This window comes from Mesorhizobium sp. P2_D5 (assembly GCF_056404355.1).
This window is the reverse complement of record NZ_JBFUEE010000002.1, coordinates 818984-832332: the sequence shown is the minus strand read 5'-3', so window position 1 is coordinate 832332 and position 13349 is coordinate 818984. Positions and strand designations below refer to the sequence as shown.

General features: G+C 60.6%; 16 protein-coding genes and 3 pseudogenes. 3 read left to right on the top strand and 16 right to left on the bottom strand.

Annotated elements, in window-relative coordinates; all coding sequences use genetic code 11:
- Positions 1-208: 208 nt before the first annotated feature.
- From AC1DYW_RS10750 to AC1DYW_RS10740, 3 genes and pseudogenes are all read right to left on the bottom strand, one after another.
- A pseudogene (locus tag AC1DYW_RS10750) lies at positions 209-1237 on the bottom strand (recombinase family protein); the annotation flags it as partial.
- A gap of 44 nt (positions 1238-1281) precedes the next feature.
- Entirely contained in the window at positions 1282-1425 is a 144-nt protein-coding gene (locus tag AC1DYW_RS10745) for a hypothetical protein (RefSeq protein ID WP_477226120.1), read from the bottom strand.
- A gap of 197 nt (positions 1426-1622) precedes the next feature.
- On the bottom strand, positions 1623-2321 hold the full coding sequence (locus tag AC1DYW_RS10740) for a hypothetical protein (RefSeq protein WP_477226119.1): 699 nt from the start codon (positions 2319-2321) through the stop codon (positions 1623-1625).
- 83 nt (positions 2322-2404) lie between these two features.
- On the opposite strand from AC1DYW_RS10740, the gene AC1DYW_RS10735 reads away from it, so the two are divergent.
- The 3 genes from AC1DYW_RS10735 to AC1DYW_RS10725 all read left to right on the top strand — a co-directional run bounded on the left by AC1DYW_RS10735 (position 2405) and on the right by AC1DYW_RS10725 (position 5110).
- On the top strand, positions 2405-2692 hold the full coding sequence (locus AC1DYW_RS10735) for a helix-turn-helix domain-containing protein (protein ID WP_353005226.1): 288 nt from the start codon (positions 2405-2407) through the stop codon (positions 2690-2692).
- Between the two features lie 188 nt (positions 2693-2880).
- Positions 2881-3930, top strand: coding sequence for a hypothetical protein (locus AC1DYW_RS10730; protein ID WP_477226118.1), 1050 nt, complete (start codon positions 2881-2883; stop codon positions 3928-3930).
- Positions 3881-5110: a hypothetical protein gene (locus tag AC1DYW_RS10725; RefSeq protein ID WP_477226117.1), complete on the top strand. Its 1230-nt coding sequence runs from the start codon at positions 3881-3883 to the stop codon at positions 5108-5110. The genes AC1DYW_RS10730 and AC1DYW_RS10725 overlap by 50 nt, the downstream gene beginning before the upstream one ends.
- Before the next feature lie 251 nt (positions 5111-5361).
- Here AC1DYW_RS10725 and AC1DYW_RS10720 read toward each other — a convergent pair whose 3' ends face one another.
- The 13 genes and pseudogenes from AC1DYW_RS10720 to AC1DYW_RS10660 all read right to left on the bottom strand — a co-directional run bounded on the left by AC1DYW_RS10720 (position 5362) and on the right by AC1DYW_RS10660 (position 13193).
- A complete protein-coding gene (locus tag AC1DYW_RS10720) occupies positions 5362-5763 on the bottom strand; it encodes a hypothetical protein (RefSeq protein ID WP_477226116.1) in 402 nt (133 codons plus the stop codon).
- Between the two features lie 725 nt (positions 5764-6488).
- A complete protein-coding gene (locus tag AC1DYW_RS10715; RefSeq protein WP_477226115.1) occupies positions 6489-7262 on the bottom strand; it encodes a lytic transglycosylase domain-containing protein in 774 nt (257 codons plus the stop codon).
- Positions 7263-7265: 3 nt separating this feature from the next.
- A complete protein-coding gene (locus AC1DYW_RS10710; protein WP_477226114.1) occupies positions 7266-7601 on the bottom strand; it encodes a DUF736 domain-containing protein in 336 nt (111 codons plus the stop codon).
- A gap of 69 nt (positions 7602-7670) precedes the next feature.
- Positions 7671-8213, bottom strand: coding sequence for a S26 family signal peptidase (locus AC1DYW_RS10705; protein WP_477226113.1), 543 nt, complete (start codon positions 8211-8213; stop codon positions 7671-7673).
- Entirely contained in the window at positions 8213-8701 is a 489-nt protein-coding gene (locus AC1DYW_RS10700; protein ID WP_477226112.1) for a DUF2840 domain-containing protein, read from the bottom strand. Before AC1DYW_RS10700 ends, AC1DYW_RS10705 begins: the two co-directional genes overlap by 1 nt.
- Positions 8698-9858 carry a replication initiator protein A gene (locus AC1DYW_RS10695; RefSeq protein WP_477226111.1) on the bottom strand — a complete coding sequence of 387 codons (1161 nt, stop codon included), beginning with the start codon at positions 9856-9858 and terminating at the stop codon, positions 8698-8700. The genes AC1DYW_RS10700 and AC1DYW_RS10695 overlap by 4 nt, the downstream gene beginning before the upstream one ends.
- Positions 9859-9876: 18 nt before the next feature.
- Positions 9877-10158, bottom strand: a pseudogene (locus AC1DYW_RS10690) (helix-turn-helix transcriptional regulator).
- A 140-nt stretch (positions 10159-10298) separates the two neighbouring features.
- The gene (locus AC1DYW_RS10685) at positions 10299-10844 is read right to left on the bottom strand and encodes a DUF2285 domain-containing protein (protein ID WP_477226110.1); all 546 of its coding nucleotides are present in this window, start codon (positions 10842-10844) and stop codon (positions 10299-10301) included.
- Positions 10816-11064: a transcriptional regulator domain-containing protein gene (locus tag AC1DYW_RS10680; RefSeq protein WP_477226109.1), complete on the bottom strand. Its 249-nt coding sequence runs from the start codon at positions 11062-11064 to the stop codon at positions 10816-10818. The genes AC1DYW_RS10685 and AC1DYW_RS10680 overlap by 29 nt, the downstream gene beginning before the upstream one ends.
- A 134-nt stretch (positions 11065-11198) precedes the next feature.
- Entirely contained in the window at positions 11199-11459 is a 261-nt protein-coding gene (locus AC1DYW_RS10675; RefSeq protein ID WP_109672579.1) for a DNA -binding domain-containing protein, read from the bottom strand.
- 158 nt (positions 11460-11617) lie between these two features.
- A pseudogene (locus AC1DYW_RS10670) lies at positions 11618-11797 on the bottom strand (DUF736 domain-containing protein); the annotation flags it as partial.
- A gap of 177 nt (positions 11798-11974) precedes the next feature.
- Positions 11975-12670 (bottom strand): VIT1/CCC1 transporter family protein, encoded by a 696-nt coding sequence (locus tag AC1DYW_RS10665; RefSeq protein WP_477226108.1) that lies wholly within the window; start codon positions 12668-12670, stop codon positions 11975-11977.
- Positions 12671-12674: 4 nt separating this feature from the next.
- On the bottom strand, positions 12675-13193 hold the full coding sequence (locus AC1DYW_RS10660) for a cytochrome b (protein WP_477226107.1): 519 nt from the start codon (positions 13191-13193) through the stop codon (positions 12675-12677).
- Positions 13194-13349: the final 156 nt, after the last annotated feature.

Below are 13349 nucleotides of genomic sequence, written 5' to 3'. Positions count from 1 at the left end.
AGAAGGCGCTGTCGATGCGTCCGTCAAGCTTGTCCAGGTACATCGCCTGTAGCCGATCCTCGAGGCGCTTATATTCTTTTTGGCACCGTAGGATCGCCTGTTCCTGCTCCTTCCTCTCATCGGCGTGGCTGGCTTTGAGCGCGTCGCGGACCCAATCCAGCACCTCCTCATCGAAATGGAGCTTGTCCAGCAAGGCGCCAAAGGTCTCTTCGAGGACCTCCTCGCGGACGTACTTGCGGCGGCACTCGGCATAGCCGCCGCGGCCTTTGTCGCTGTGACCAGTGCAGTGGTAGTAGACGTATTTGCCCTTCTTGATCTCGGCCACTACGGCGCAGCCGCATCTGGCACACGTCATCAGGCCGCTGAAGGCAAACTCGTAGCCGTAGGAATGGACAGGCGTCGCATGTCGGCCCGTCAGAACGCCTTGCACCCGCTCCCACAGTTCGATCGACACCAGAGGCTCATGCTTGCCGTGGTGCCGCTTGCCGTTCCATTGAAACAATCCGGTATAGAGACGATTGCGGAGAATCGAGTGAACCGTGCTCACCGGAACCGGGTGTCCATTCTTCGGATACACAAGGCCTTCAGCATGGGCTGCCTTCGTGATTGCCTTGAGGGAATATCCGCCGGTTGAGTAGCGCTCGAACAGCCTCGTGATCATCGGAGCCAGCTCAGCGTCTGGCGCAATGACCTTCTTGCCGTCGCTTCCCGTGACGTTGAGATAGCCCAGCGGTGCCTTGGTCGGCCAGATCCCCTGCTCCGCCTTCTCCATCTGTCCTTTGCGGGCTTCCTCCGAGAGATTGTCGATATAGTTCTTCGCCATCAGCACCTTGATGCCGTGCATGAACTTTTCCGACGAGCGCGAGTCCTGCGAGAGAATCACGCCTTCCTTGGCGAGGTGGATCTCGACATCGAGCTCGTCGAGCGTCACCCAATCCTTTAGATTGCGGTAGAGCCGATCGGTCTTCTCGACCAGAACGACCCGAACACCAGGGTGCTTTCGCAGATATTTGACCATCTCGGTGAAGTTGGTCCGCCCGCTGCTCTTCGCCGTCTCGATGTCGATGAATTCCTGAGCGATACCAAACTGCTTCTGAGCCGCATACTCCCTGAGAAGCTTGCATTGGGCTGGGATGGAAAAGCCTTCCTTCTCCTGTTCTTTAGAAGAGACCCGAGCATAGAGCAGCGCCTTCACCAAGCCGCTGCGAGTTGCGATCTGCGCAGTTTTCCTGACCATCTCTTAGCCTCGTCTCCTGAGGGCGGAGCGAGGTGAAGCCTCGCTCATTCCATATTTTGCCATTCGGAAAGGAGGCGGAAGAACCCGGTGACGTTTTCCACGATCTGGCGCGCATCCTCCTTGGTGAGCTTTCGGCCAGTGCGCTGCTCGAACAACCGAGCCGTTCTATCCAAGAAGGCACCATCCACGGCGCAATTCTGTGGGGACAGGGTCGTCTCAACCGACCGACAAGCGTTCCTTGGTCTCTTCATCGTCTGTGCCCGGTTTCAGGCGCTTTGCAGCACCAGGCAAGGATCGCCGATCTCTCTCCAATCTCGAATGGCCGATGTGTACGCTTAAGCCACCTTTTCCGCGCCGCCGCCTTGGACGGCTGGGAACTAAACCCCTACCCTTCCCTTTCCGGTTTCGTCGATATGGGCGCGGTCGAAAAACAGTCTCGATCTGCCGACGCGAACGCACCTTCTTGGCCCAGCCGCATGACATCATCGAACGCCGAGCGAATCTGCGGCCAGGGAAACTCTGCGCCTCCCTCACGCACCTCGCTCTCAAGAAGCACCGCATTCAATTTGGCCGCTACGCCGGCAAGGGAGGTGGCAGGTGCCGCAGCCAAGGCTTCGAGCAATTCTTCGGCTCGATCAGCTGCCTTCCTTTCCGCCTCTGTCACGGACGAATAGCCAATTCGCCTCTCGGCGGCATCCCAGCGTGCTTGATGAGCCGCCAACCGGGCTTCTGCATCGGCGCGAGCGTCATCGGTGCCAGCGCCCAGCACCTCGCGGAGTGCCCCGAGGGAATGGATCGTTACATTCTCGTCACCGGGCAACTGGACGGTCGCGCAAGGGTAACCGACGGTCTCCACGAGCGTGCGTTCCAAGTGCGCACTTTGATCGCAGAGGCGCTCGCTCAGTTCGTGAGCGTTGTACCATTCCCGCCAAATCGCCAGCGCGGGATCGGAAGGGAGAGCTGCTGCCGGCCCCTTATCGGCAAAAGCACCTCTTTCCCATCCTAAGATTGCAATCGCCGTTGCACCAAGTACCCTCCTGCGGGTGACGAAAGACAAAGGCGTGCTATTGTCGGAATCAGCCATGATCCGAGCTCCTAACAGCTTGGTAGTGGTCAGGCCGCACCGAGTGTATCGAGCACCGGTGTGGCCGCTAGTCACCATCGCTTATGTCACTTTTTGTGACTTTTAACAAGATGAATGTCATGAAAACGGACATACTGCCTCAGCAGATCCGAGCAGCTCGGGCCTTGATTGACTGGACGAGAGAGGACTTGGCAAACGCCTCTGGAGTGACAGTGCGTACGCTCGCCAGAATTGAAAGCTCTCAAACGCTTCCCAGGACGGCAACACTTCAGGCGATATCTTCTGCGTTGGAAGCGGCGGGGATCGAATTCATTTCACAGAATGGAGCGGGACCGGGCGTCCGCCTTGCCCGTCGACTGGACGATAACTGACACAACCAACAGACGTGCCCCTCAACGGGGCAGACTTCGAATATCTCGTGCGCGATCTGATCGGCGAAGAACTCGGCATTCCGTTCGAGGCGTCCTGCGCAGGGCCGGACAGTGGGATCGATGGAAGGCACGCGCCCGGATGAGCTTGGCGTTTGTAGAGAGATTGTCACGGCGGCAAAGAGATGAAAATGAGCTCGGACCGGTTAAGTGACGAAGAAGTAGCCGCCGCTCATGCAGCAGGAAGCGTCGCGGCCGATCTGTTTCGGCAGACACTTGCTAAGCTCGTCGAACAGACGACTTCCGTCGATGCGTTGGAGTTTCTGGTACGTGCCGCCTTTTCGGTGATTATTCACGGTTTGAACCCATCAAAGCCGGGTCACAAATCCCGCTTGGAGCTTTTTCACCTTGAATTGATCCAGGCGCTGGCTCTCTCACGTCACCGCGTCACCGCCGATCCTGAAACCGATTATCCGCTGGTCACGGAGCGCATCATCGACCTGATCGGTCAGAATGCGCGGGCCTATCAGGATCAAACAAAAAGTAAGGTCTCCCCCGACGCAGCCGAAAACCGCCGACAGGAAATGTTGAACCTAATTCAACGCTGGACGCTGGCAGTTAGGGGGCCGCGGCAGGGGTTTCAAACTCGGCAGTATGCTTCAGAGCTAGCGATGTCGGTCAATGGGTCGTTCCGGCATCACTACGGTTGCGACGCGACAGAAGTCGTTGCTGCGCTTGCGGCGATCATCGACATATGTGAAAGCCGGGTTCAGGGTCATCTGGAAGAAATGCGCGCTTGGATGACCCGAAAGAACTCCGGAAAGGCGATGCTTGAGGCTTTCATCCGAAACCTCGAACCAAATGAGCAATCAGAGATTTCCTCCCGCGCAGCGATGCTCCTACAAGATCAAAAGCAGCTTTTTGCACTTTTGTGGAACATCAACGAACAACGCTGGATGAACCTTTTCAGGTTCTCCAATGCTGAGGTGGTAGCAGCTGCGCCAATCGAACAGAGGCAGTCGATCACCGCTGTACTCTCGCAGTTGTCGATAAGTTTCGGTGAAGTTACAGACGCGGACCTTCAACACCTGCATCTTGACAATCCGGTTCAACGCAAACCACTCATTAAGCTGGACGACAAAACGTTCTTCTGTGTCGGTCCTCAAATCCTAGGCGTGCACCTGGCAGAGATTGTCGAAAGCCTGTGCGCGAAAGCTGCCCAAGCTCAAGAAGGCCGCTGAGAAAGCGCGTGCGGACTGGTTAGAAGCTCGACTAAGTGCTGCGGTGCGGAAATCTTTACCCCATGCCGATGTTCGCGAGCAGGTGAAATGGAGCGATGACGGCGGGGTGACCACTTGGGAATCCGATCTTGTGGCGATCGTTGACAAGACTGTGCTCATATTCGAGGCAAAGTCGGCCAAAATAAGCGCCGCGGCCCGTCGGGGAGCTTTCCGAAGCTTGAAAGACACGTTGAATGAATTGATCGTCGCGCCTTCGAAACAGTCGCTGCGATTAAAACAGCGCATTGTCGGCACAAGCGGGCCGTTATCATTTTCAACTCGGCAGGGCCCGCTCATTATTCGGGCCAAAGATGTTCGCGACATTGTACGGGTGAATATCGTCCAAGATGTCGTAGGGCCCCTGTCATCCCATTGGCCGCAGCTCAAGCAAGTCGGTCTTGTGCCCCAAGAATCGGACATCGCGCCAACGATGTCGGTGTTCGACCTTGAAACAGTCTTCGAGCTGGTGCCGACGGAAGTCGAACGCTGTCACTATCTGAGCCGAAGGGCCGAACTTGAGCGAAATGCGATCTACACGGCGGACGAATTGGACCTTCTTGCCCTATATTCGAGAACGCGATTCAACATCGGTGAGGACGAATATGATGGAAGCCACCACGCCTGGTATGGCTTATCCGCCACCCTAAAGTATGTCCGTGACGAAAACCGAGGTGTTCGACTGTCGTCACCGTCTGCTGCGACCACCGAGTTCTGGGCAAAACTCCTAACCTCTCTAGAAAAGAGGCTGCCTGACGGCTGGACCCGATTCGGCCATCGTCTCCTGAACGTTGACATCACGCAACAGAAACAGATTGAGAAGTTGATGAAGGAGGGAATGAGAAAGACGAGTGGCAATCCGCGTCTTTTCTTTCACTCGGGCATCACTTTCGGCGCCAGCAAAAAAATGCAGACAATCGCAGTCGCAGTCGGTGCTCCAGTGCAACCGGAGCAATTTGAGCGTAATCTCAGAGCATATTCAGAGGGTGCGCTTGAACAGGGTGGACAGGACGACGTTCTAGTCTTGTACTGGTTTATGCCACGAACTTCAGAACCCTACGACTTCATTGGGGTCGTCAACCGTCGTCGACTTTCGGACATCCGCGGTACCCCAGTAGATCTCTCGGCAGCGCGTCGCTCCTAATGCCAGCAGCCGTGTCAAAAGCCGCAACAGCGAACAATCGCACGCTGTGCTCTCACGGCTACCTGAAAGATCGCCCGCTTGCCGTGCCGTCATGAACCGTCGGACGAAATCCGTCGAATTTGACTTTGGCGCGACAGCGAGTGCCAACGTCGTTGCCAACTATGATCGCTATTAAGGGAGCGTCGATTCCATTCTCCGAGATGAGGCGCATACCAGACAATCAGTAGCTGACCGACCGTGCTCCGGTCGCCTCATGCTTTCCACATCGTCGATCGGAGAACCGCCTGCATATGCTGTGCGAGGTCGAGCTCACCGCGCGCCTCGATCTCTAGTAGATATCGGGCCTTGGCCAGCCGATCCCCTTCCTCAACCGCAACATAGCCGCAGATGGCGAGCAGCGCCCTCTCCTCTTCCCGGCTGGCTCTGGCCGAGTCGCCGCGTCCACCGCCTATCTCGTGCAGGGCTTTACCGAACGCGGCATACGCTATCTTGTGCGCCTCAATCAACGCTCGCAGACTATCGACCGGTCCTCGGTCTCGGCCTGGCGGCTCAGTACCGAGCGCCGTTGCCGCAACTGTCGAGGCGACGACTGCGCTGCCAGAGTGGAGGAGCAAGGCGCGGCGGTTGATCCTAGACGTGGCGAACTCTCCCATTTGCCTTGATGGTGATCAGGCCAGTGACGTGAAACCATAAGACCGTAACACGACGGTTTGCGTATTCGTGTCAGGATGGAGCGAGCCGTGGCAGACGACAGTCAGTACGGCTGGGCGATGCGCAGCGACTGAATTTCGGAAAGGATGCCGCGCCCAACCACCCTGGGGCGGAGGCTCCGATTTGGGCGCGGCCCGTTGCGGCCGGACGCCTTCCTTGTGAGACCTAGGGATGCATAGTGGCGCCAGCCGACAAGCCAGCGCTCGGCCGCCATCCTACGGCCGACGCTGGCGAGGTCGATTATCGGGGCCGTAGTGAAGCCTCTCTCCGGCAGGCGTACTGGCTGCCATCGCGAGCCTCCGCAGGCCAGGTCGAGGTGGTTCCGACGTCGACTGTCCACCACTTCGTCGTGTGCCGACGAGAGGCTGTCACGCGTAGTCTCTGACCACCCCTCCTTCCCGGCCTTATCCTCACAAAGCCGCCGGCATTGCTCCCGCACATTGCACTAAGTCACGGGAAAAGCTGAGAAATCGCGATTCTTGCAATGTGCGGAAAACATGCACACATTGCGAAATCACGATCTAACCCATTGAAAAACAACGACCCGACCGCAGCGTAATGTGCTCCCTTTTATCCTGCCATCTTCCGGTTGTTCTGCCCACCTTCCGCCTCCATGCACGCCACGGTGCGCTGGAGCTTGCGGTTGCGCGAAGACGCCCATACACGCTCATGGCTGGGTCCCTTCGCCTGGTCGCGCCACGAATAGGCCCTCGGACAGCGGCACGATGGCGGAGACATCGCGCACGCTGGGTGCAGAGCTCACGTCATTTGGTGGTAGCTCGGTCGGCACGAGAGCGACAGCTTGTATGCGATCCGGCTGACCTACGAAGAGCGAGCCGTGCTTCCAGGGAATGGCCTCGACAGGCGTGACGGCGAAAGGGCGCATACCCTCGCTTTCACCGATCAGGGGGGCGAGCGTCGCGACATAGGCGCGGGTCTCGGCCGGTAACGGACGCCCAGTGAGGTAGGCTTCGTAGCGTGCAGGTCCCGCGTTGTAGGCGGCCAGAAACCCCGGCGAGCCGAAGCGATCGTGCAGTTCGCGCAGATACGCCGTTCCTGCCAGGATGTTGTCCCGGGGATCGAACGGATCGCGGCCAAGCGACCAGCGGGCGCGTAGATCATCCCATGTGCCGGGCATGATCTGCATCAGGCCGCGGGCGCCGGCGCTGGAGACGGCGCGCGCATCGCTCGCACTCTCCTTGCGCATGATGGCGCGTATCAACGCGGTCGGAACGCCGAAGCGTTGCGAGGCTTCGCTGATGTGCGCGCCAAACGGATCGCGTTGCGACGACCGCGCGACAGGCGGTTCCTGCGCCAAGGTCGCCGCCGGCATGGCGGTCGCGACGGACAGGCCGCAAAGGAGGAAGAGAGCCATGCGCCGGGCAGCGCGAAGCGGCCCGGGCGCACCGCGATGGCTCGTCGACGGACGGCGAGCGCGCATCGTTCAATCCTTCTCGCTGCGGTCGCGCGGGCGCGCCCAGTGCAGTGACCAGGACGTCTTGTCGTCGCCATTGCGAAAGAGGTTCGCGCGTATCGGCTGCGCGAAGGTCGGGTCGTCGAGCTGGATCGAGACATAGTCTCCGGCTTTTTCGCTGGAGCGTTTCCAGCCGGCACCAATCTCGGGGCCGTCCTCGCTTCCGGCGTGAACGCGGTAGTCAGGCGCCTTCTCCGTTTCGCTCGCCTCTGCCGCCACGATGGCGATATCCAGGTTGAGGCTGAGTGTGTGGATGCGCCCGCTATAGCCAGTCTTCTGGCGCGTGAATTCCCCGATCTGTTGCATGTCAGACTCCTGTTTTCAGTGGTGCGGTGATGATGGCTGGCGGCACGACGCGCGCCGCCGGTCGCGCGCTCACCGCGTTGGCGCGCGCCATTCGAAGCGGCCGTTCCCGTCCTCGTCGGTCCACAGCGGGACCGCGAGGCCAATGATCTGGGCGGTGGAGATGAGGCCGAAGTAGCGGCCGTCGAGGCTGTCGCGGACCTGCCAATTCATCAGGAAGACTTCCCCGGTCGGGATGCGGCGGCAGCCCTGCCAGACCGGCAGGTCGCGGCCGGCCCGATCACGATCGAGCGCCGCGCCCGCCTCGATACCATCGACAGTTATGGTGAGGTTCGAGCGACAGACTCGTTGCCCGGCAACGCCAAGGATGCGCTTCAAGAGTGGCACGCCCCTCGGCAGATAGCCGCGATCAGCGAGGAAAGCCGCGAGTGGCTCGGGCGCGTCGACGGCGACAAGATCGGGGACCTCGAAGGGTCCGTTGGGGTCGATCGTGTAGAAGCCGATCGGTGCGCTAGCTGACGCATTCCAGATGAGCTTCCTGGGCGTCGAAGTGAGGCCGGGAAAGCCGATTCCCATGGTTGCGAGAACGCTAGCGAGGATGATCGCGGCGCGCATCACGGCTCGGTCCGCTTGCGCAGCAGGAAGGCGCGATGTTGGTCGAGTGTGTAGCTGCGCGGCGCGTGGCCGGCGGTTATCCGGTTGTGGATGTGCCGCCAATGATCGGGCGACACCAACTCAGGCTCGATGTCGAGGTGCTGGATGGCGTCGATCGCCTGCAGCACGCGTTCGACCCTGGGCCAGTTCTCGACCTTCAGCAGTATGTCGCCGCCGGGGCGCACGAAGGGCAGTGTCTGATAGGCTTCGCCACGCGCGACCGCACGCACGATATCGATGCGTGAGATGATCGTTCCGAAGTCGTTCGCCGCCCAGCGCACAAAGGCGAAGACCGCGCCGGGGCGATAGGACAGGATGCGCCGGCGACGATCAACGATCTGTTCCTGGGCGTGCGTGCCGAAGCGTATCCAGTTCTCAATTTTCTTCTCGACCCAGGTCAGTTCGACATGGACGAGTTCGTCGCGAGCGTGGTGCGTGGCAGCGATCATCGGGTGGCTCCCGAGCGCGGATCTAGAGGCGGATTCGGGGCTTCGGAGACGCTGGTTGCCGTGCTGCTGCCGTCAGAAACCGATGGCGCATTCGAGGTCTTGTCGGTGTCTATGCTGAGTGCGTGGCTGGTTCGTCGGATGAGCCTCTGCGCATTGCGCGCGCGCTCTTCAAAGTTAGAATCTGGGTTAGATTCTAAGTTAGAGGCGCGATTTCGGCTTTGCTTTCGCGAGGTTAGGCCCCGTTTGGGTTCCTGATAGCACGAGCCTGCGGTTCCCGATGGCACGATAGGTCCGGTTCCTGATAGCACGAGGCCGTCCACAGGCCTTCCACAGGAGGCGATCCGCTCGAAGGCGAGCAGCACCCGGCCGCCAATCTCCACTTCCAGCGCAAGGGCATAGCCGGGCAGCGGCTGGCGGCGGATGATGTCGCGCAGCTCGAAGGCAAAGCGCTTGTAGGGCGACAGGCTGCCGGATTTCAGGTGAAGGTGACGGAAGTCGAAGCGCCAGCCGTCGCGCTGGCGTCCGCCATGCTTGCGCACCAGCCGATAGAGCCAGCGCTCCAGCCCGCCAGTCAGGTCGAAATAGGCGCGATCGATCGTCAGCACGAGCGCGTCATCGAGGACTGCCTGGTAGAACCAGTCGGGCACGATCAACTCGATCCCCGCGGGTTTGCCATGGCGATCGATGCGCTCCTGCCACTCATTGATCCATGAGAAGCGGTGACGCCGACCTTCGGCGGGCTGACGGATTGTTGTCGAGACGGTGGTCGACTGCAGCCGATCAAGCGCCGCCTTCAGGCGTTGATAGTCGCGCAGGCTCTTGCCGCGGCCGACGAAGGTGAGAATCTCATAGGGCGTGGCGGCCATCAGGCGCGAAGTGCGAAGCCCGGTGTCGCGCGCCTCGACGATCTGGCTCGCGGCCCAGATCAGGATGTCGGCGTCCCAGATGGTGGCCATCCCATGATCGGGTACGGCTTCGACCCGGATCGTGACGTTGCCCGCGGCAAAGTCGATCGGGGTGACGCGATGGGTCTTGGAAAGGGAGAAGAACGGATAGGCCATGAGATCCTGCGCGTCTCGTGGGGCGAAGTCGCCAGGCAGCGCCCGGAACAGGTCGAGCTGCCCGCGCTCCGATAGGGATTGGTTTCGCGCAGCCATTTGGAAATCCCCGCGCGGTCAGCGTGCGTATCGTCCGCCGTGCGCCGGCGGCGCCGGCGTGTGACGCTTGGCCGGCAGGACCGACCCACGCGGATCGGATGTAGAGGTGACAGCGCCGCGTTCGGCCCAAGCCTGAAGATCGTCGACGGCATAGACGACACGGCCGCCGAGCTTGCGGTAGGAAGGACCAGTGCCTTAGGTACGGTGCTTTTCGAGCGTGCGGGCGGACAGGCTGAGGAAATCCGCGGCTTCCTTGGTGCGCAGGAAGCGCGGCGGCAAAACGGCGATATCGGGTCGCATGGATCGGGCCTCCGTGGGGTTTTGGACGGCCGCTGGCGTTCAGCGGTGGGCGGAGACCACGGTGGCGGAGAGTAAGCTTCGTCAGGGATGGGGAAGTTGAGGGGGGCTAAGACTCCACCCCTTTTGCGCGGCCAGACCCGCTAGGATCGACGGCGATGACGCAGGATTTGCAAATAGCCGCCGCCGATCATGGCGGTGGCGCCTTCGACGAGACCGATCACCGCATCGCGCAGCGCGGAGGTTTTCCAAGGATCGGCGGCGACGCGCTTCAACCCGTAAAGGGCGATCGCAATGTCGCGGTAACTCGCGCCATTCGAGTGGCCGTCAGCGGCCTGTATCATCAGTCGAAAGCGACGGCGCTGCTGCGGGGTCATCCGCGTGTCAGAAGGTGTGGGGCGCCCCTGCCAGGCCCGCCAGAAACGGGTGAGTGCTTCGATCCGTCCCAACGTTTCTGCATCCAAAGGGATCAACGCCGCCAAAGGGCCGTGCGGCTCACTACCGGGCAAAAGCAGAAGTTGGGTGCCGACACCTGCACTATGGACAGTGTGGCGTCCTTCCACGCTGTCGCGGCTCACACCCAGGCCGGTCAACGGAGCCGATCGCAAGGATGACAGGAATTCCGGCGCCGGCACGAGAGTAACCACAGCTGGATCGACGTCAGGCGACCAAAAAACGTCTTGCGCCAACGCCGACAAATCCGGCGAGGCCGGGAAATCGCAACCCCCACTGCCGCTGTGCCTCAGGGTTGAAGGGTGCCTTGTCGGCTCTTGTGGTCAGGAGCGCTTGGTAGTGCCGTTGATAGGGTTCGTGACGCCGCAGACACTCCCAGGCGAGCCCTTCGATAGTTAATGTATCGAAATAATCATAGCTGGCATTGTCTCGCCAAAGCGACGTATCCGGCCTCATCCAAGAGCTCCTCGCAAGAAACGCGTAGACCCCGCCTCAAAACAATTCCGGGTTGTAGCGATTGGCGGAAGACCCTCGCCGGGCATCGGGTGATGCCGTTTCGGCATCACCCGGGAACGACAGGAGCGGTGATCCTAGCTGCCGGGTTGACGCAAGAGATGGCGGTAGCCAGCACGCGCCATCCAGCGCGCTCGCGCCAGATGGCTGTCATGGATGCGTCGGGCGCGTTGTGGCTCCTTCGTCAGATCAATGCCGAAGAGAATTTCGACCACCTCGCGCCAGTCCGCGCCGTCGTCGGCGGCGTCAAGCAGGCGCACATAGAGCTTGACGTGTTCCCGGTCGTATTCGGTGAGTTCGTCACTGGTCGGCGCGGTGTCATCAAATGGTTCGATCATCGCTTGCCCTCGTCTTCACAGATAGAAACAATTTTGCCAGCGGAGCATGGTCGATAAGCATCACGCGATGCGGTTTCGGCATCGCCTCGGCTTGATTGGGATGAACCGGCCTCCGCGGAAGAGGGCCCCGGCCTACTGGCCGGGGCCTGCGCGGGGCCTTAATCGCCCCGCCGCGCGTTCGGGCGGGACCAGATGAGCGAGAAGCCCTCACCTTCCTCGTCGTCGAAGAGGTTGGCGTAGATCGGGGCGTTGAAGCTCGGATCGTCGAGCTTGAGACCCAGGTAGTCGCGGCCCTCGTTGGAGGTCTTCGACCAGGCGGCGCCGATCTCGGCGCGGCCGAACTGAGTTCCTTCACGATGCAGTCTCCGCGATTTGCGATGCCTCATGATATATCCCGCTCGCGCCGCCCTCGTTGCGCTTTCGCAACTTCATAGAACTGGCGCCGACCCTCTCGGGATTATTTTGCGGAGGATAGGCGCCCACGTGATGGGCCGTGATCAAAGTCGCAAGACGCGTCAGATGGCAGTGCCAACGACGGCACCGATACCGGCAGTCAGCGCCATTGCCAGCGCGCCCCAAAAAGTGACGCGAACAGTTGCATTTATCATATTGGCGCCGCCGGCTTTGGCCCCAATGGCGCCCAGAACAGCCAGGAAAAGGAGCGAGGCAACAGAAACCGTTGCGGCAAGCCAAGCGGCCGGTGAAACAAGCACCATCGCCAATGGCATGGCCGCCCCAACCGAAAATGCAGCCGCAGAGGTCAGCGCGGCCTGGATCGGTCTCGCCGTCGTCACCTCCGAAATACCGAGTTCATCACGAGCGTGGGCGCCAAGCGCGTCCTTCGCCATCAATTGATCGGCGACCTGCAAGGCCAGCGTTGGCTCCACGCCACGTTTGACATAGATCTCCGCAAGCTCCCGTCGCTCGAAATCTGGCTGCGTCGCCAGTTCCCCTCTCTCACGCGCAAGATCGGCTCGTTCGGTATCGGACTGCGAACTGACCGAGACATACTCGCCGGCCGCCATCGACATCGCACCGGCGACCAGTCCGGCAACGCCGGCCACCAGCACATTGGAGGCCGCTGCATTGGCCGCCGCCACGCCAACGATCAGGCTGGCCGTCGAGACGATTCCGTCATTGGCGCCGAGCACGGCAGCGCGCAACCAGCCGACGCGCGATACGAGATGGTTTTCACTGTGCAGGCGGCTCATGACATCACAGAGCGCGCCGTCCGGCAGGTCGCAGCATCCTGACCAGCACATCCGATTTCACATAGAAATGTTGCCACAGCGCGGCTGCCGCATGGAGGCCGACGACAATGATGATCACCGGCTTGGCGAGTTCGTGAATCTCACCCATCGCTCGAAAGCTGAAGTACCATGCCAGCGCCCCAGTAATCGGCATCCCGAAAATGAAAAGATACAGCAGGAAATGAGCGGCTGCGGCAATCCGCTTCAGCAGGACGCTTTCTTCGGGCGGCGCCACCGGCACGCCATGCCTGAGACGGACCGCAAACCGCCAGATCGCCAGCGCCAGAACGGCCAAACCGACATAGACATGAACATTCGCATTGAAAATGTCGCCAGTTGCCGGCTCGGTGCCGCGCGAGAACGCCCGGTAAGCCGGCTTGATGTCCTCGCCGATTACAAGCTGCAGGACGGTCAGCACCGCGATAGTCCAATGCAGCAATATCTGGATTCCGGTGTATCCGGCCGGCTCGTTGGCAACAGTCAAGGCAGCTACCTCGTTTGAGAGAACCTTCCTACCTCGCTGCATATGCGACGATCTTGATCCAAGTCAATTTGTCGTCCCCTTGAGCTTTCACGGCCACTCGCAGCTCGACCTCGGCTGACAGCCAGTTGTCAGCTTGGTCGTGGGATATTGCATCCG